14 protein-coding genes are annotated in these 20,523 nt (G+C 30.1%); 4 read left to right on the forward strand and 10 right to left on the reverse strand.

What is annotated here, in order from left to right:
• Window positions 1-29 precede the first annotated feature (29 nt).
• Window positions 30-887, forward strand: a complete 858-nt coding sequence (gene rlmF, locus AC2TEO_RS02130) for a 23S rRNA (adenine(1618)-N(6))-methyltransferase RlmF (protein ID WP_442266532.1) — start codon at window positions 30-32, stop codon at window positions 885-887.
• Window positions 888-894: 7 nt separating this feature from the next.
• On the opposite strand, the gene AC2TEO_RS02135 is transcribed toward rlmF, so the two are convergent.
• From AC2TEO_RS02135 to AC2TEO_RS02180, 10 genes are all read right to left on the reverse strand, one after another.
• The gene (locus tag AC2TEO_RS02135) at window positions 895-1,440 is read right to left on the reverse strand and encodes a DUF4251 domain-containing protein (protein ID WP_442266533.1); all 546 of its coding nucleotides are present in this window, start codon (window positions 1,438-1,440) and stop codon (window positions 895-897) included.
• Between the two features lie 138 nt (window positions 1,441-1,578).
• The gene (locus AC2TEO_RS02140; RefSeq protein WP_442266534.1) at window positions 1,579-2,370 is read right to left on the reverse strand and encodes a hypothetical protein; all 792 of its coding nucleotides are present in this window, start codon (window positions 2,368-2,370) and stop codon (window positions 1,579-1,581) included.
• A gap of 246 nt (window positions 2,371-2,616) precedes the next feature.
• The gene (locus AC2TEO_RS02145) at window positions 2,617-4,053 is read right to left on the reverse strand and encodes an alpha-amylase family glycosyl hydrolase (protein WP_442266535.1); all 1,437 of its coding nucleotides are present in this window, start codon (window positions 4,051-4,053) and stop codon (window positions 2,617-2,619) included.
• Window positions 4,054-4,055: 2 nt separating this feature from the next.
• A complete protein-coding gene (locus tag AC2TEO_RS02150) occupies window positions 4,056-5,723 on the reverse strand; it encodes an alpha-amylase family glycosyl hydrolase (protein ID WP_442266536.1) in 1,668 nt (555 codons plus the stop codon).
• A 2-nt stretch (window positions 5,724-5,725) separates the two neighbouring features.
• A complete protein-coding gene (locus AC2TEO_RS02155) occupies window positions 5,726-8,104 on the reverse strand; it encodes a glycoside hydrolase family 31 protein (RefSeq protein WP_442266537.1) in 2,379 nt (792 codons plus the stop codon).
• Entirely contained in the window at window positions 8,104-9,054 is a 951-nt protein-coding gene (locus AC2TEO_RS02160; protein ID WP_442266538.1) for an alpha/beta hydrolase, read from the reverse strand. Before AC2TEO_RS02160 ends, AC2TEO_RS02155 begins: the two co-directional genes overlap by 1 nt.
• Before the next feature lie 24 nt (window positions 9,055-9,078).
• Window positions 9,079-11,388 (reverse strand): maltose phosphorylase MdxK, encoded by a 2,310-nt coding sequence (mdxK, locus tag AC2TEO_RS02165; protein WP_442266539.1) that lies wholly within the window; start codon window positions 11,386-11,388, stop codon window positions 9,079-9,081.
• A 27-nt stretch (window positions 11,389-11,415) separates the two neighbouring features.
• Window positions 11,416-12,075 (reverse strand): beta-phosphoglucomutase, encoded by a 660-nt coding sequence (gene pgmB / locus AC2TEO_RS02170; protein WP_442266540.1) that lies wholly within the window; start codon window positions 12,073-12,075, stop codon window positions 11,416-11,418.
• Window positions 12,068-13,444, reverse strand: a complete 1,377-nt coding sequence (locus AC2TEO_RS02175) for an MFS transporter (protein ID WP_442266541.1) — start codon at window positions 13,442-13,444, stop codon at window positions 12,068-12,070. Before AC2TEO_RS02175 ends, pgmB begins: the two co-directional genes overlap by 8 nt.
• Window positions 13,445-13,578: 134 nt before the next feature.
• Window positions 13,579-14,595, reverse strand: coding sequence for a LacI family DNA-binding transcriptional regulator (locus AC2TEO_RS02180; protein WP_442266542.1), 1,017 nt, complete (start codon window positions 14,593-14,595; stop codon window positions 13,579-13,581).
• A 287-nt stretch (window positions 14,596-14,882) separates the two neighbouring features.
• Here AC2TEO_RS02180 and AC2TEO_RS02185 point away from each other — a divergent pair, with 287 nt between their 5' ends.
• From AC2TEO_RS02185 to AC2TEO_RS02195, 3 genes are read left to right on the forward strand one after another with little or no spacing between them, the layout of a single operon-like run.
• A complete protein-coding gene (locus AC2TEO_RS02185; protein ID WP_442266543.1) occupies window positions 14,883-17,795 on the forward strand; it encodes a SusC/RagA family TonB-linked outer membrane protein in 2,913 nt (970 codons plus the stop codon).
• Between the two features lie 9 nt (window positions 17,796-17,804).
• Window positions 17,805-19,409 carry a RagB/SusD family nutrient uptake outer membrane protein gene (locus AC2TEO_RS02190; RefSeq protein WP_442266544.1) on the forward strand — a complete coding sequence of 535 codons (1,605 nt, stop codon included), beginning with the start codon at window positions 17,805-17,807 and terminating at the stop codon, window positions 19,407-19,409.
• A gap of 15 nt (window positions 19,410-19,424) precedes the next feature.
• Window positions 19,425-20,519: a SusE domain-containing protein gene (locus tag AC2TEO_RS02195; protein WP_442266545.1), complete on the forward strand. Its 1,095-nt coding sequence runs from the start codon at window positions 19,425-19,427 to the stop codon at window positions 20,517-20,519.
• Window positions 20,520-20,523: the final 4 nt, after the last annotated feature.

Here is a 20,523-nt window from a genome sequence, read left to right on the forward strand (position 1 = left end):
AACGTTTTTTTGATAATTTTGACAATCTTATGCATTCAAGAAATTTACATAAAGATTCAGCTTACGATTTTGAAAAATTATCAGATGTAAATCCTGATTTAAAATCTTTTACTTTTAAAAACGAATATCATACAACTACCATAGATTTTGGAAATCCAAAAGCTGTGGTAGCTTTAAATAAGGCGATTTTAATCGCGAATTATAATGTATTAAACTGGGAATTACCCGAAGGATATTTATGTCCACCAATTCCTAGTAGAGTTGATTATATTCATCATATAGCTGATATTCTTCATAAAAATAAGGAAGTTAGAGGCTTAGACATTGGCGTTGGTGCAAATGCAATTTACTGTATTTTAGCAAGTCAAGTTTATAATTGGAAAATGGTAGGATGTGACATTAATGCTGAAAGTATTAAAATTGCTCAAAAAAATATTGATTTTACCCCCCAATTAAAGAAAAATGTAAGTTTAATTTATCAAACTAATAATGCAAACATCTTTGAAGGCATCATAAAAACTGATGATTATTTCGATTTCTCGGTTTGCAATCCTCCTTTTCATAGTTCAGAAAATGAAGCAAAAAAGGGAACACAACGTAAACTTAACAATTTAAATAAAAAAGAATTTGAGCTTAATTTTGGTGGTCAAGCAAACGAACTATGGTGTAATGGTGGTGAAGCTTTGTTCTTAAAAAGAATGATTAAACAAAGTATTTTATTTAAAAATCAAGTAGGATTTTTTACGAGTTTAATAGCTAAGAAAGAAAATTTAACTAAACTAGAAAAACAACTATCAAAATTAAAAGCAAAACATAAAATTATTCCAATGCAACATGGAAATAAAATAACAAGAATTTTAGTTTGGTCTTTTACCAAAGATTTATAAGTTCTAATTATTCCGTAATTACACCAGAATATTGAATTGGAAACCTGTGAGTTGAATTAATATCCATTTTAGTTTTCAAGTTCTTATAAATCACTAAAGTTACATCATAACTTTCTGTATTTGAGTTTTTATCTCGAATTGTAAATTTAATTTGATGATTATCTCTTTTAGTCTTAGAAGTTTTATAGTTTGTTATTTTAGCATCAAATTCAATTCCAATATTTGTACTGTTATAATTTCCAGCGAATTGACGTTCACCATAGTAAGGTAAATTACCTTTAGTTATAGAATCTTTATTAAATTTAAAAACACTTCCATGACCAGTGATATCTATCATATTTATAGTATTTCCGTTTGGTAAAAGTACATTAGCAGGTAAAGAATTTAAAGCGGCGGTTATTCTTGGAAAAGCTTTTCTAGAATCAATACGAAACGGTTTTCCTTCTACTATTTCATTAAACTTTTTCAACTGAACAGCAGTGTAATTTTCTTTGGTAGAAGCACAACTAGTTATTAAAACTATCACAAACAAAAAATATAATACTCTTTTCATAATAAATGCTTTCTTATAAAATTACGAAAAAAGATTATAATTACCTGATAACATTACGTTAAAACTATATTTTACAGAATTAAAAATAAAAAGAGAGACAAAAACGTCTCTCTTTAATCAATCTTAACTAATCTCTATTTATGGCATCCAGAATGAAGAAATTTTATCATTCCAAGATACTCTCCAAAACCATGTTCCAGATAAAGTGTGATGCCTTAAATTACTTTCCCCATAAAACTGAGATGTATGGTATTTATTAAATGTTAATCTTTTTCCTGTGTAACAGCTATGTTCATAAAAACTAACTTGTTGAAATTCATTAGATCTCATATAAAAAGAACTAATTCTGTCATTATTATGCCCTAAATATTGCTTACCATAAGTCCTTTTATTTAAACCTCTAATATCTGTTAATTCCCATGCGTAGTTAATATCTTCGAAAAATCGGATTTCATCATTTCCAGGTAAATCAATATCAAAGCAATTATTTCTCGAAGCTAATTTTCCCTTAATAGGTTCTTTTGTTGGTTCTGTAACTTGTTCTTCCTTTGTGTATTCATCTATTTCATTCACTGTATCGAAGATTTTCATAGTAATTTCTTTATAATTTCCTTCTTCTTTCACATTTAAAACTAAAGTTCCTTGAGGCCCTTCTTTATCTTTTCCAAAAATTTCTTTGGCAATAGCATCATCTCCATAAGCATCTATTAATTCTTGAGTTTCATTATTGAATACATATGTTATTTGGAATTTTTTCCCATAATAATCGTATTTGTGATTTATGTTTATAATTTCATTTGGAAATTCCTTTGTAGAAAAATTTGTTTTAGATTTTAAATCTGTATTATTTTCGACAATTTCATCATTATTCTGACATCCAATAATTAAAATACTTAATGCAATTACTATGTAGTTATAAAATACTTTCATTCTTTAAATTTTGTGTTTTATTCATTTTAGTTAGATCGTTATGTAATAGCTATTGTTTGATCATGAAGCAAAACTAGTATCAGTAAAAAAATATCTTATAAGGGGTTTTCCCTTTTTTAGTTCAGGAAAAAAAGGAAATAACTCAGTTGTTATACTAGAAATTTAAAAATTGAAAACTTGATATTATAACACAAAAAAGGATCATGAAATTTTCATGATCCTTTCAAAGTACAGTTGATTTTTAGTTTATTTCGTCTTTTCTAAAACTAAATATTGCCAAGGTTGTAATTCGACCTCTGTAGTTCCTTTAAATTCTTTGTTCGTAAAGTAATCTTTTTGAGTTGCTTCTGAAGTTAAAGTAACTTTCTGACTTTCTTTAGATAAGTTAGCAACAAATGTTAATTTATCTCCTTCTTTTGCTCTTGAAAAAGCTAACACATGATCATTTTTAAGATCTATTTTAGTATAATTTGCTTTTTCTTTTCCTCCATGCATCGCTTTATTAGTTTTCTTTAAGTTAGCTAATTGTTCTAATAAAGTCCACTCTGTACCTTTAGTTTTTGGAATAGAATCTTTTTCGAAAAACTTTAATCTATGACTTAAACCATATTCTTGCCCTGAATAAATTAAAGGCATTCCTGGTGTTACATAATTTAATACAGTAAATGCACTAGCTCCTTCTCCCATTCTTTCTTTAATAGTTCCATTCCAAGAGTTTTCATCGTGATTTGTAACAAAATTCATAATAATATCGTCAGCTGCATAACGCTCTACATCTTTATCAAAAGTAGCATACCAATCATCTACTTTTTTCTCACCTTTAGCAACATGGTTCATTGCATGATGACGATCCCAACCGTACCCCATATCAAATAATCCATCTTTTAATAATTCTGGCTCCCAGGCTTCTGCTAACATAAAAATGTCTTTTTTAGCTCTTAATTGTGGAATAGCTTCTTGCCAAAAAGCAGTAGGAACCTGTCCAGCTACATCACAACGGAAACCATCAACATTTTCGTTAACAATCCAGTGGCTCATATCTGCAATCATTTGTTTGCGTAAATCCGGATTTTCATAGTTTAAATCGGCAACATCTGTCCAGTCAGTTCCTTCAGGATGAACAACTTCTCCTTTGTCATTTTTTGTGTAAAAATCAGGATTAGTTGTTAACCAAGTATGATCCCAACCTGTGTGATTAGGAACCCAATCTAAAATCACATAAATACCGTTATCATGAGCAGTTTTTACTAATTTTCTAAAGTCTTCAATAGTTCCGAACTCTGGATTAATTTTTTTGAAATCAGACACAGCATAATAACTTCCTAAGTATTTTTTTCTTTCAGCTTCGGGAAACTCAGAAGCAAATTTACTATCCTTTCCTCCTGTAGCTTTTCGTTTCGTTTCAGAAATTGGAAATACTGGCATTAACCAAATAATTTTCACTCCTAACTTCTTTAACTCAGGAATATCTTTTGTAAAAGCATCGAAACTACCTTCTGGTGAATATTGACGAATATTGGCTTCATAAATCACCGCAGTTTCTAAAACTTCTTTAGAAATTGGTTTTAACTTTTCAGTAATTATTTTTTCTTCATTATTTGCTAGCTTTTCTTCTTTTTTAACTTCTTGTTTACAAGAAAGAAGTAATAGTCCTATAGATAGTATACTTAGTATTTTTTTCATGGTTAAATCTTTTCTAATAAAATTGTTTTTAATGGTGAGTTTAGTGTTACTTTTCCTTCGTTAACTATTACTTTCTGACCAGAATAAGCATCTTTTAACTTGTCTCCATTTTCGAAAACTGATGTTACATCAATTATTTTTTCGCCTTGGTTTAAATCAACTCCAATTACAACTTTGTCTGTAAATGTATCTTTACTATAATTTCTAGAGAAAACATATGGTGACTCAGTTATCACAGAATGAGTTCCTGCTCCAACAGCTGGATGATTTTTTCTGAACTGACCTAATTTTTGCCAATGTGCTAAAACTTCTTGTGTTTTTTGATCATTTTGAATGGCATCCCAATTCATAAATGAACGTAAAGTAGCGTCACCTTCAGTTCCTTCGATAATTAAAGATCTAGCAGATTCATCTCCATAATATACTTGAGATGTACCTAAACCTAATAATAATCGATTTGCTGTTTCAAAAGTTTTTTCTCGAGCAGGATCATAAGGCATTCCATCATCATGAGAACTCATGTAATTCAACACTCCATATCCTTTTAAATCGTTGCTTAAAACTTGATTATATTTTTCATTAAAGTCTTTAAAAGATAGTTGTTTAGCATTCCATTTAAATTCAAAATTGATTAAACTATTAAATGCATTATCGAAATAATTCACTTCTTTATCTCCAAAATTGAATTGTTTTCCGTTTGAAATACTGTAATTATACACCTCTCCAACTAAATAAAATCCATTGTCATCTAACACTTTAGATGGATTATTCTTTTTCCATTCCGCAAATGTATAATCACACTCTTTTCTAAATTCTTGCCAAACATTTTCTTCTGTATGCTTAACGGTATCAACTCTATAGCCGTCAATTCCATATTCTGTGATATAATCAGTTAACCATTTCATGATATGAAAACGAGGCGCTCTTGGATACTCTGTTCTTGTAAAGAATTCATCTAATTCTTTTACTTCTTGTTCGTAACGCCCTTCTTTCTTCCACTTTTCAACTAATTGCGGTGGTAAGGCAACTTCTTCGTTACTTTCGGTTTTAATATCTGGTAAGTTTTTTACTAAAGTACAAGTGATTGTATTTTCATAATTATCATATTTACACTGTGGATCTGTACGAACCCATTCGTCTGGCCAAACAGGATCTTTATCTGTTACTGGACCAGTATGATTAATTACAGCATCAAGTAAAATTCTAATGCCATGCTTATGTGCTGTTTCTACTAATTCTTTTAAATCCTTATCAGTTCCATAATTAGGATCAATTTTAGTCCAATCTTTAGTCCAATACCCATGAAAACCATAAGTAATTCCAGTTCCTTCATCAGTTCCTCCATGAATTTGTTCTACAACAGGAGTCATCCAAATCGCATTTATTCCTAATTTATCGAAATAACCTTCAGAGATTTTTTGAGTAATTCCTTTTAAATCTCCGCCTTTAAATCCACGAAGTTTTGCCGTTTTCTTAGAACGATCGAAGTTGATATCGTTAGAAGTATCACCATTATTAAAACGATCTGTAAGTAAAAAGTATAAATTCGCTCCGTTCCAAACAAAAGGAGTTTCTTTTTTTTCAGCTACTGGTTTTTCTTCTGCTTTATTTTGCTCTTTGCAACTAACAATGATTAAAGCAAAAAATATTATTAAATATAGTTTCTTCATTACTATAATTTTATAGTGATTTTATTTGATTTTGAAGTGTGCCATTGTACAGGAATTACTAATTGGTTTTTAGTAGAATCCCAAGTAAACTCGACCTTCTTGTTGTTTGTTTTTACCTTTTTAGGTTTTGATTTAATATTATGAACTATTAAATTGATTTCTTTTTTACTTTTCTTGAAATTTTCTCCAATTTGTGCTTTTAATTGGATTGAAATTGATTTCTCTTTAGCTTTTGATGAAAACTTTAAAATTTCATACTGTTTTTTTTCAAAAGCATTTGCAGTAACTCCATCATCATTGTACAATTCTCTATTTGATTTTTTTACTGAAACATGATGATAATAATGTAAATCAAATGTATGTAAAGAATAATCTTTAGTTGTTTGTACAATACTCGTTAAAGGAATAAAACTCCCTGCCTTTACATAGGTTGGAATGTTTTCTTCTGTAGTTTTAACATCCTTTGACTTTCCTCCTTCTTCAAGCTCATCAGAATAAAAATTAAACCAATAATGATTTTTAGGAAAGTATACTTTTTGCTCGGTTTGTTTAGCTTTTAAAATCGGACTAATTAAAAAATCATTACCCCATAAATATGAAGTTGAATTTGTAAAAAGTGATATAGTATTATCTTCAAAAAACAAAGGACGCATTAACGGTTTTCCTTTCTGATTGTTTTCAAAAACTAAGTTATAATTATAGGGTAATAATTGATAACGTAATTCAATTGCTTTTTTAGCGAGTGCCTTAGCTTTATCTGCTCTAAAAATAGGTTCACTAGGAACTTCTTCTTGTGCATGAGGTCTGAAAATAGGTTGAAAGACACCATATTGTAACCAACGTACATATAATTCATCATCTAAATTAGCACCTGCAAATCCGCCTAAATCAGAATGCATATAAGATAATCCTTGCATTCCCATTTGTAAAGCAATTTCTGGTTGACTTTGTAAACCACCCCAAGTTCTATTAACATCACCAGACCAAGGAATTAATCCAAATCGTTGTGAGCCAGAATATCCTGCTCGCATTAAAATAAACGGACGTTCATTAGGATAGTTTGTTTTATAACCATCATAAATTAATTTTGCCCAATCGTGACCGTAAATATTATGAACTTCATCTGCAGTTCCTGTAGCGTGTAGCAATTTAGAAGGATGAACTTCTGGTTCTCCTAAATCTCCCCAGAAACCTTCAACTCCCATATCTTTTAAGCCTTTATAAATATTCCAAAACCATTTGTTCCCTTCAGGATTATAAATATCAATTAAACCTGTATTTCCAAAATAGAAATCGTAGGTAAAAGGATTTCCAGCTTCATCTTTACCTAAAATTCCTTTAGATTTAGCTTGATCCCATTTTTTAGATGTAGTTAAAATAAACGGTTCAGTAATTAAAACAGTTTTTACACCTTCTTTCTTGAAATCACTGACCATTTTCTTCATATTAGGAAAAGAATCTTTAAAGACTTCTAAATTTCCCATAGTACCTTTTATATCTTTTCCGAACCAATATAAATCTAAAATAACAGCATCTACTGGAATCTTCTCATTTTTAAAAGCTTGTATTGTATTTCTAGTTTCTTTTTCTGAATGATATCCAAATCTACTAGAAAAATTTCCTAAACTCCAACGTGGAATCATTGGTTGTTTCCCAGTTAAATCTGTATAATTGTCTAATAGTTCATACCAAGTATCACCAACAATAACCTGATATGTTTTTCTACCAGAAATTGTTTCATAAGTCAACGAATTATTCTTTTCACTATCTAAATCTAAATATCCAATTGGAGCGTTATCAAAGTGAATCATATATTTCTTTGAAGAAACTACCACTGGCATGGTAAAATTCATTAGCTCTGATCGAGTTTCATAACCATAATGAGCTCTGTTGTATAATTGTAACTTATTTCCTCTTCTATTCATTCCTAATGCTCTAGCACCTGTTCCATATAAAACTTCTTCTGAAGTTAAATTCAATTCTATAGCATCATTATTTTCTTTTTTATGAAAACCTTTTTTTTCTGAAGTTATTAAGTTTCCGTTGTAGTAATATTTTATCTGAAAAGGAGATTTAATAATTTCTACAGTAGTTGTTTTGGTTTTAAAAATAACTTTTTCACCAGAATCATTTAAATAGATATCTACATTATCAGGTTGTTTGATTACAGCATGAGATGCTGAAGAAAAAGTTTCTTCTTTTGGAATAAAATTAGTTTCTATTATTTGATTAGAATAAAAACGAATTTTGTAGGTGCCATCATTAACTTTAACAGTTAAAATATCACCATTCTGTACAAAAGCTTCTTTAAAAATTCTGTTACTATTTTGCGCGTATACAAACGTTTGTATACAAAATAAAATGAAGAAAAGTTTTTTCATTATTTCTTTAATAAAAATAAAAGAGGAATATCTAATCGTTTAGCCCAAGATATTTCTGAATGATCTGTTCCTTCAAAAAATAAATTCTTAGCATTAACTGTATATCCTTTTTGCTTTAAAATTTCGTCTACTTTAGGAGCATACTGAGGATAATGCCGATCTAAAGTTTTATTTCCGTAATCGAAGTAAATTTTATGTGTTCCAGAATTTGGTAAATTCTGAGTCATATATTTAAATATTGCATCTGGAAAAGGATTTTCATCCATTGGCATTGCGCCTACCCAATGTGTAGACAAACAAGCTGCTCCTCCAAATACTTTTGGATATTCACTGACTGCATACATAGACATTAATCCACCCATACTTGAACCCATAACAAACGTATGATCTTTATCTGTATAAACGGAATAATTACTATCAATAAAAGGTTTTAGTTCTTTTACTATGAAATTCAAATAATTATCACCATTTAAAGTAAAATCACTTGATCCGGAGATACTTTTTAATAGTTTTTTAGATTCTTCATCTATAAAATTATAAGCTTTTTGAGGAAATAAATCTTGCCATCTAATCTTTGGAATATTATGTATTCCAACAACAATAAAGTCTTTAATTTTTTCTTCTTTAACTAGTTTTGATGACCATTCATCAACTTTCCATTCTTGTTTATTCCAAGTTTGAGTACTATCAAAAAGCATTTGACCATCGTGCATGTACAAAACATTATACTTTTTTTTATTAGAATAATCTTTTGGTAACCAAATATCTACAGGTCTTTCTTTAATAAATTTAGAAGAAAAATGTTCTAAACGTTCTAAAGTCCCTTCAAATAAAGTAATACTTGTTTGCTTGTTAATTACAAAATTCTCATTCTTTTGAGCATTACTTTTAACTTGAGTATTACAACTCAACACTATAAACAAAACTATAAGGTGTAGAACATTTTTCATACTTAAATTTAACGAACTTAATTACTATACTGTTACTAAACTGTTAGGTTTTACCAGTATTTTATTATTATTTACCAGAAGTTCTAATTCTTTATTTCCTTCTAGTTCAAATTCAGTTCCTTTCTTTGAAACATTTACTTTTAATATTTGATTTCTGAAGTTTATCTTAAAAGAAAATGCATCCCATTGTTTAGGAATTTGTGGTGTAAAACTTAATAATCCGTCTTTAATACGCATTCCACCAAAACCTTCAACAATACTCATCCATGTACCTGCCATGGAAGTGATATGCAAGCCTTCTTCTACTTCTTTGTTATAATCATCTAAATCTAAACGAGAAGTTCTTAAATAGAACGTATAGGCTTGATCCATTCTTCCTAGTTTAGCCGCTTGAATACTGTGAACACAAGGAGAAAGAGAACTTTCATGAACTGTAAAAGGTTCATAAAAATCGAAATGTCTTTCTAATTCTTCTGTTGTAAAATGATCTTCAAAGAAATAGAATCCTTGTAATGTATCTGCTTGCTTTATGTAAGGTGAACGTAAAATACGATCCCAACTCCACTTTTGATTAATTGGACGTTGTGATTGATCTAAATCTGCAACGGTAATTAACTCTTTGTCTAAAAATCCATCTTGTTGTAAGTAAACTTGATGCTTTTCAGAATATGGGAAATACATATTGTCTGCAACTTTCTTCCAATCCGCTAACTCTTCAGCTGTAATGTTTGTTTTAGTTGCAATTCTATCATAATCAGTAGAAAAATCAGATTTAACAATCTCTATATTTTCCAAAGCATAATCGATACACCATTTTGCTATGTAGTTTGTGTACCAATTATTGTTGATGTTGTTCTCATACTCGTTAGGACCAGTTACACCTAACATTACATATTTTTGTTTATCCTCCGAAAAGTTAACTCTTTGGTGCCAAAAACGTGCAATTCCAATAAGAACTTCTAGTCCCATTTCTGGAATGTAACTGTAATCATTTGTGTACCTATGGTAATTGAAAATAGCAAAAGATATTGCTCCATTTCTATGAATTTCTTCAAAAGTTATTTCCCATTCATTATGACATTCTTCACCATTCATAGTTACCATAGGATATAAAGCTGCTCCGTTTTTAAAACCTAAGTTTTTCTCAGCATTTTCAATGGCTTTATCTAACTGATGGTATCGATACGTTAGTAAACTCTTGGCAACTTCTTGATTTTTAGTAGCCATATAAAATGGTAAACAATATGCTTCGGTATCCCAATATGTACTACCTCCATATTTTTCACCTGTAAATCCTTTCGGACCAATATTTAATCGAGCATCTTTACCTAAATATGTGTGGTTTAATTGCATGATATTAAATCGAATACCTTGCTGAGCTTTTACATCTCCTTCGATAGTGATATCTGCCATTTCCCAAATATTAGCCCAAGCTTTTTTTTGCTGAGATAATAATGTTGAAAATCCTAAATCTGTTGCTAATTTTAAGGTGTTTTTAGCAGCTGTAATCAATTGATTTTTATCGTGGTTTCTATCTACTACATAACCTCCAAACTTATGAATACTAGCAGTCTCATTCGTTTTTACTTGAGTTACATACTTGAAAGAAACTTTAGTTGCTGATTTTTCAATTTCTGGATTTAGCTCTTGCTTTTTAGTGTTTACAAAAACTTCAGATTGCATAAAAGTACAAGTATGAAAATTAGTTTTCATTGTATGTGCTTCTATAAATGCTTGATCATTTTCTGTTGAAACATTTATCGTGTTCCAAAATTGATCATCCCAATTACTGTCTTCATTTTGAATACCACTATCTAAATAAGGCTCAAAAATAACTGTAGCATCACCAGAAATAGGTGTTATATTATAAGAAATTGCTCCTACTTCATCTAAATCGATACTTAAGAAACGTTTTGTTTCTACTTTTACTTCAAGTCCGTTGGCTAATGTAGCATTGAAACTACGTGATAACCAACCTTCTTTCATATTTAACTCTCTTCTAAAATTAGATATTTTCTTACATGTATTTAAATCAAGTTCTTCTCCGTTGATACATACATTAATTCCTATCCAATTTGGTGCATTTAAAACTTTAGCAAAATACTCTGGATATCCATTTTTCCACCATCCTACTCTAGTTTTATCAGGATAATAAACTCCGGCGATATAACTACCTTGAAAAGTTTCACCTGTATATTTTTCTTCAAAATTAGCGCGTTGCCCCATGGCTCCATTACCAATACTGAATAAACTTTCAGATGATTTTACTCTATCTTCATTAAATCCTTCTTCAATAATAGACCATTCGTTCGGTATGATATAATCTTGATTCATTTCTAGTTTTTAATTATTGTACGGGGGTTAGTGTTTGTTTATAAGTTGAGATATAAATTCTTCTGATATTTCAGAAAAATCTTTGAATACATAATCTGCTTCAGACAGTACATCTTTTTCGCCGATACCTATAGATATCATATTAGCAGCATTTGCAGCTTGAATTCCGGCAATAGAATCTTCAAAAACGATACATTTTTCTGGAGCTATTTCTAAATTTTCAGCGGCTATAATAAAAACTTCGGGGTCTGGTTTTGCTTTAGAAACATTTGTTCCATCTACTATAGAGTCAAATTTGTCAAATAGTTCAACTTTCTTTAAAATCGTTCTTGCATTTTTACTTGCAGAACCTAAAGCCAATCCTTGATTTTCTACTTTTAAAAGGTTTAAAACTTTTGGAACATCGACTAAAATTTCATCTTCAGTCATTGTTTCTATATAAGACAAATAATCAGTATTTTTCTTGTCCATTAATTGAAGAAATTCTTCTTCAGATATAGAAATCCCTCCCCAATTTAAAATCTTCTCAAGTGATTTTACTCTACTTACTCCTTTTAATTGCTCATTTTGATCTTCTGTAAAATCGATACCTAAATCGTTAGCTAATTTTTTCCAAGCTAAAAAATGGTATTTAGCGGTGTCTACAATAACACCATCTAAATCAAATATGAATCCTTTTTTATTCATTTTCAATTTCGTATGTAATTGCTTTCTTGTTAGTTATTAAAAAGTTAGATAGTCCTGCCAGGATTAATGAAATACCTGCTACAAGCATTGCATTAATAGCTTCTTTTCCAAAAAGATTAGAAATAAATACTATACCTCCTATTGCAGCTATAATTTGTGGTATTACTATAAACATGTTAAAAATTCCCATAATCACTCCCATTTTCTTAGGATCTACAGAACTTGATAACATTGCATAAGGCATAGAAAGTATACTACCCCAAGCAAAACCAATTAGTATAAATGAAATTGTTAGATATTCATGAGAAGGAATAAATTTCATAATTAAAAAACCAATTCCTCCAAGAATTAGAGAAACCATGTGTACATATTTTCTATTGATTCTTCTTTTTGATGTGTAAAGAACTAATAGTAAAGCAAAAGCCATAGATGATAATCCATAAACTCCCATATAAGATCCTACAGAATTAGATGCTTTTTGAAAAGCAGTATTTGCTACATTGTAAGCTTCTAATTCTGTAGGGTTATCCATATTGTAACTCTCTTTTACCGGAGCTGGAGCGTCAAATACATGTTCTGTTAAAGCTGGATTAGCCATACTCCACATCGTAAAAAATGCAAACCAACTGAAAAATTGAATTATTCCTAATCTTTTCATTGTAGTAGGCATACTACCAATGTTATTTATGATATCTGGTATAAATTGATTTTTCTTTGCTTTTTCACGTTCAAATTCTTCCATGTCTTCTGGAGGATATTCTGATGTTGTAAACACTGTATAAAGTATACTAACTAAAAACACAAAAGCACCAACAGCAAAAGCAACTTTTACGGTCATTGGAACTACTCCTTGCGCAGCAGAATCACTAACACCCAAAGTAGAAACAACCCATGGTAAATTACTTGCTACCCAAGTACCAATGCCAATGATTAATGTTTGAACGACAAATCCATATGAACGCTGAGATTCTGGCAACTTATCTGCTACTAAAGCTCTAAATGGTTCCATTGAAATATTAATAGAAGCATCTAAAATCCATAGAAAACCAACAGCTATCCATAATACAGGTGAATGAGGTACAAAAAATAAAGCTAAGGAACTTAAAATAGCTCCAATAAGAAAATACGGTCTTCTTCTACCCCACCTTGGATTCCAAGTTCTATCACTTAAGTATCCAATAACCGGCTGTACTAGTAAACCTGTTAAAGGGGCAGCAATCCACATTAATGGAATATCGTCTTTTGCAGCTCCTAATGTTTGAAATATTCTTGACATAAATCCGCCTTGTAAGGCGAATCCAAATTGTATTCCAAGAAAACCAAAACTCATGTTCCAGATCTCCCAGAAATTTAATTTACGCTTGTTCATTATCGTAAAGTATTGTTAGTTATATACTACGATAAGCGCTAGACTTATCATTCTTTTTTTGCGGAAGTAAGATTATTGATAAGTCTTATTGTGTTGTAAATATATAAATTTTATTTACATAGAAAATAAATAAATTAAGATTTACTAGATTCTCTTAGTTTTAAATTACTAGAAATTACCTTAGTTTGAGGAAACCTATCATTATCTTTATTTTCTATTCTGTCTATTAATAATTCTGCAGCTTGCTCACCCATAGTATATCCATGTTGCACAACAGTTGTTATTGATGGTGATGAATACTTAGAAATTAAACCATCTGTAAATCCAATAACAGATATATCGTTTGGAATGTTTAATTTCAATTCTTTAGCTATTTTAATTGCAGTTGCTGCATAAATTTCATTTACTGCAAAAATGGCATCTAATTTTTCTTCAAAAAGTATTTTTATTTGATCATAAATATCTTTTTCTTCATCTACATTAATAATCAAATTTTTATTTATCGATATATTTTGTTCTTTTAAAGCTCTTTCATAACCTTGATAGCGATCTAATCCAACAGTTACATGTTCTGGTGTAGTTATAATACCTATTTTTTCACAACCAATACCAATTAAATATTTTGTTGCTTTATAGCCTGCTCCAATATCATCTACAATTACTTTATCGCACTCAATAGAATCATGAACTCTATCAAATAAAACTATTGGCATTTCATTTTCTATTAAACGATAAAAATGATCTAAAGCTTTATTTCTCAATGTCTCTTTAGCTATAGAAACAATTAGTCCATCTACACTACCATTTGTTAATACATTAATTGTTTCAATTTCTTTTTGCTGATTTTCATTAGAAAAACAAACCATAATATTATACCCTCTTTCATTTGCTACTTTTTCAATCCCACTAATAACAGTTGAAAAAAAATGATGTACGATTTTTGGTAAAACAATACCAATAACTTTAGTTTTTTGATTTCTTAATTGTAGAGCTAAATTATTTGGTCTATAATTATAATAATTTGCATAAGCTTTAATTCTATCTTTTGTTTCTTGACTAATTTCATGACTATCTCTTAAAGCCTTTGAAACAGTGGAAGTTGAAACACCTAATTCTTTAGCAATTATCTTAATGGTAATTTTTGGTTTCATATTTTAAAGATATAATGATATATGTAGAAGATAATTATTAAAATGATTTTTAACTCCTTTAATTACAATTAAACTTACTTTATTTTACAAAACTGACAAAAAAAATGTGTTATATTATTAATACGTTAACTTAAAGTTAAAAAGTTATCAACACGAAAACGGTTTCGTAGGAATAATCATTAACAGAGCGTCATTTTAATACCTATATTCACAACGCGGAACAAAGATTATTGATAACAAACTAATTCAAATTTACGTATTTACTTAAGATTTTTTACATGAAAAAAATGAAACTAATTTTCAGTTTATTTCTGTTATGTTTTTCTCTATTAAGTTATGCACAACAAACAGTAAAAGGTACAGTTACCGAACAAGGAACTGGAGAGCCTTTACCAGGTGTATCTATCTTAATAAAAGGAAAGGTAAGAGGTACTGAAACAGATTTTAATGGTAATTATGAGATTAAAGATGTGAAAGCATCCGACATCTTAGTTTTCACATTTATAGGTATGAAAACTACCGAAATAAAAGTAGGCAATCAAACTTCTATTAATTTACAATTAGAAGAAGATGGTCAAATACTAGATGAGGTTGTTGTAGTTGGATACGGTACTACCACTGTAAAAGATGCCACAGGTTCTGTTGAAGCTATAACAGAAAAACAATTTACAAAAGGTAACATAGTTACTCCTGAAAATTTACTTAATGGTCGAGTTTCTGGAGTAAGCATTAATACTAGTGGAGCACCAGGTTCTGGTTCTCAAATTAGAATTCGTGGAGGTTCTTCTATTAACGCTTCTAATGATCCTTTAATCATTATTGATGGATTACCAATTTCTAATGATGGTGTTGATGGTTCTCGTGGTGTTTTAGCTAATATTAACCCTAATGACATTGAGTCTTTCTCTGTATTAAAAGATGCTTCTGCAACTGCAATTTATGGTTCACGAGCTTCTAATGGAGTTATAATTATTACTACTAAAAAAGGTAAATCTTCTTGGTCTTTAGATTTTGACACTCAAGTTACTACTGGTAAAATTAATGATAGAATTAATGTATTTTCTGCAGATGAATTTAGAAATTTAGTAAATTCTCAACCAATACCAGGAACTACTTTAGATACTAGTTTATTAGGAACAGCAAATACAGATTGGCAAAATGAAATTTTTAGAAACACAGTTTCTACAATTCATAACTTAACAGCTAGAGGAACAATTTACGATTTAGTCCCAATTCGTTTATCTGTTGGATTTAATGACCAAGAAGGAGCATTATTAACTTCTGATTTTACAAGAAGAAATGTATCCATGGCTTTAAGTCCTTCTTTGTTTAGTGATCATTTAAAAATTAACTTAAATTATAGTAGAGCTTTTGAAAACAGTAGATTCGCTGATTCAGGACAAATTGGTGCTGCTTTACGTTATGATCCTACTCAACCCGTTTTTGATAGAAATTCTCCTTTTGGTGGTTTTTATCAGCATTTATCAGGAACTGGAGTTGCTAACGGAACAACAAACCCTGTTGCTTCTTTGTTACAAAGAACTAATGTTGGAAAGTCTTTTAGACAGTATGGTAATTTACAGTTTGATTATAAATTACATTTTTTACCAGAATTAAGAACTGTTGTTAACTTAGGTTACGATAGAATTCAAGCAAGTAGAAAAGATTTTACATCTTTAAGTGTACCAAGAGCATCTAATGCAACAGTTATTGGTAATGATTTTGAATCTGAACAATTAAGAATAAACAAGTTATTAGATGGTTACTTAAATTACAACACTAAATTTAGTGATCAAATCTCTGGAGATTTCACAGCGGGTTATTCATATCAAAAATTTGAATTTAATGGTAGTGATACTGGTAACAGAAGAGATCCTGACTCTAACCCTCAAACGTTTGCGGATCCAGATGTAGTTTTAATTGGTTTCTTTGGTAGAGCTAACTTCAACTTCTTAGATAAATACTTATTAACTTTAAACTACAGACGTGATGGTACCTCTCGTTTTTCTTCAAAAAACAGATGGGGTAACTTCCCTGGAGCTGCTTTAGCTTGGAAAATTAGTGAAGAAGACTTTTTAAAAGATTCTAAATTTGTTTCTAGTTTAAAATTAAGAGCGAGTTATGGTATTACTGGTCAACAAGCAATTACAGAAAAAGATGTTTTCTTAAATCGATACAGATCTGGTAACGAAAATTCTCAATATTTATTTGGAGGAGTACCAATTTCTACAAATATTCCTTCAGCAATCAACGAAGATATAAAGTGGGAAGAAACAGCTACTATCGAATTTGGTATCGACTATGGTTTATTTAATAATAAAGTAACAGGATCTATTAGTGCATTCCAAAAGAATTCAACAGATTTACTTTTTGATGCTCCTACTCCATTAAACTTTACAAATAGAATTATTCAAAACGTTGGTGAATTACAAATTAGAGGTTTAGAATTTTCTATAAACTCAAACGTTATAAACAACACTGACTTTAGTTTAGATTTCAATTTCAACGGTACATTATTCGATAGAGAAATTAAAGACTTAGTTTCTGGTTTCGAATTCCAAACTGGAGGGATTTCTGGTGGTACTGGATCAGATATACAAATCAACAGAGTTGGTGAAGCTCCAAGAGCATTTTATGTTTTAAAGCAATTAACTGATAGTAATGGTAATCCAATTGAAGGTTCTTATTTAGATATTAACGGAGATGGAATTATTAATAGTAGTGATAGATATTTAAGAGAAAGTCCAGACCCAGATGTAATTTTAGGCTTTCAAAGTAACTTAAACTACAAAAATTTCGATCTTTCTTTTAATTTAAGAGCAAACATAGGTAACTATGCTTACAACAACGTAAATTCTTCTAGAGCTCAATTAAACTTATTAAGAGATAATGCTGTTTTAGGTAATATTCCTACTTCAGTATTAAACACAAATTTTATAAATACAGCAGATGTACTTTTATCTGATTATTTTGTTGAGAACGCATCATTCTTAAGAATGGATAACATTACAATAGGATATACTTTTAATAGACCTATTAAGAAGTTTTCTAAAAATAGTATTAGAATATGGACAGGTATGCAAAATGTATTTACATGGACAAATTATTCAGGTTTAGATCCTGAGGTGTTTGATGGAATAGATAATATTATTTATCCAAGATCAAGAAATATCTTATTCGGAGCCAATATTAAATTCTAAAAAGAAAAAATGAATATCAAAGACAATATTAAGAAGGTATTATTTTTTGCCGTGATTACATTATTTATGTTATCATGTACAGAAGATTTAAATATTATACCAAATGATGATCAAACAACTTTAAGTGAAGAGTTATTTGAAAATGAAAGTGCTTATAAAGAAGTTTTAGCAGGTATTTATGCAAACTTTTCTTTAACCGGCACTGATGGTCCTACCACATCTAATTTAGATGGTATAGATCCAGGTACAAGTCAATACGGACGTACTTTATTATATCTACAAACATTAACAGCAGATCAAATGATTTGGTCTTATGAAAATGATCAAGGTGTTGCAGAAATCCAACGTAATACTTGGACTCCTCAAAATCCTATCGTTTTAGGAATGTTTGAAAGAGCTAGAGCTTCAGTTGGTTTTGTTAATAATTTTTTAAATGAAACAACTCCTGAAAAATTAGATGCAAGAAATGTATCAAATGATACACGTCAGGAAATAGTTACTTACAGAGCAGAAGCTAGATTAGTTAGAGCATTAGCATATTATCATTTAATGGATTTATATGGAAAAGCTCCTTTCGCAGATGAAAATTCTGAAATCAATTCAAAACCTCAAGAAGCTTCTAGAAGTGAATTATTCACTTTTATCGAAAGTGAATTAAAAGCAATTGAATCAGATTTGAAAGATCCTAGACAAAATGAATATGGTAGAGTTGATAAAGCTGTTGCTTGGACAGTTTTAGCGAAAATTTATTTAAATGCTGAAATTTATATTGGTAGTGATCGTTATTCCGATTGTATTGAATACTGTAATAAAATTTTAAATAGTGGTTATACTTTAGCTCCTAATTACTTAGATTTATTTAAAGCAGACAACGATCAAGGTACAGCTAGAAATGAAATTATTTTTGCTTTTGTTTCAGACGGATCATTTGTTCAAAATTTCGGTCCTACTACTGTTATGATTAATGGTTCTGTTGGAAGTATCGAAAAAAATGGTGTTGATCTTGGTGTTACTACCGAAGGTTGGGGTGGTGCTTTACGTGTAAGAAAACAATTTGCAGACTTATTCAATGGAGGAGCATTTATTACAGATACTAGAAATACTTTAATAACAGCTGAAAGACCAATTACTATTACAGATATTGCAGATCGTGATACTGGTTATATTATAGCTAAATATTCTAATGTTAGCTCTGGAGGAATTGCTGGTGGTAATCAAACTTTTGTTGATACAGATTTCCCTTTATTTAGATTAGCTGATGTAAATTTAATGTATGCAGAAGCTGTATTAAGAGGAGGTTCAGGAGGTTCTATTGGTGAAGCGGTTACTTTAGTAAATCAATTAAGAACAAGAGCTAATAACCCTCAAGCAATTACAGTTACAGATCTTACTTTAGACTTCATTTTAGATGAAAGATCTAGAGAATTACATTGGGAAGCTCACAGAAGACAAGATTTAATCCGTTTCGGACGTTTTACTGGAGGAAATTACAATTGGGCTTGGAAAGGAAATGCTACAAACGGTATTGCTATAGCTAATCATTTAGATTTATTTCCAATACCAGCAAGTAGTTTAGCTTCAAATCCTAATTTAACGCAAAACTCAGGTTATTAACAATTACGATATCAAATGAAAAATAATTTTATATATAAACTTTCTTCATTAATCTTATTGATTTTTATTGGTATAGGTTGTGATGATAATGCAGAAACTTTTACAGTTTCAGATGGTACTGCCCCTACTCTAACGAGTATAGGTTTTAGCGAAATTGAACTAGATGCAGTAAACACAAATAATCCAGCAGTAACTTTTAGTTGGCAAAGTGCCGATTATGGTCAACAAACTGCTGTTGTATATGATATTGAGTTTGCTAATGATCAAGATTTTACTAATCCTGTAATAGCATCTTCAGTAACTGGTGAAAATGCTGTAACATTTTCAATGGGAGAGTTAAATTCTGCTGCTGGTAATGCAGGTTTAAATCCTTTTGAATGGTCAGATTTATATGTTAGAGTAGTTTCTTCTTTAGGAACACAGAGATCTAACAAAGCTAATTCTAATTCACTTTCACTAAAAGTATTTCCATACTTCAACTATGTATTCAACGACTATTTCTTAGTTGGTGACGGTACGGCACCAGGTTGGGATAATAACAATAATAATCCGGCTTTATTTAGAGATGCTAGCGATGAAAACTTATTTAAGTATACTGGATATTTCAGTAACGGACAGTTTAAAGTTTTAGAAACAAAAGGTTTATGGCAACCACAGTGGGGTACAAATGATGGTACTTCAATTGAAGTAAATCCTGGTGGTGGAGATGATCCTGAAAGATTTCCAACAGCAGGCGCAGCAAATATTACTCCTGGATTCTATACTTTTACCATCAATTTTGCTACTCAAAATTTTTCTTTCGAAGCTTTTGATGCAAATGGAATTACTAGTCCTAGCTCTTTAGCTGTACAAGGATCTTCCTTAGATGCTCCTGTTGCATTAACTCCATTAACTTTTGATGGTCATATTTGGAATGCATCTGCAGTAAGATTAAAGCCAGGAGATGTACAATTTTTAGCAAATGGTACAGATACTTGGGGAAGCGATACTTCTTTTTCAGGAATAGCAACTAATGGAGGCGCTAACATTCCTGTAATAGTAGAAGATGATTACGATATCTGGTTTAACGATTTAACTGGTGAGTATATTCTTGTTCCATTGAATTTATAATTAA

It is taken from the genome of Tenacibaculum aquaeponti (genome assembly GCF_057221555.1).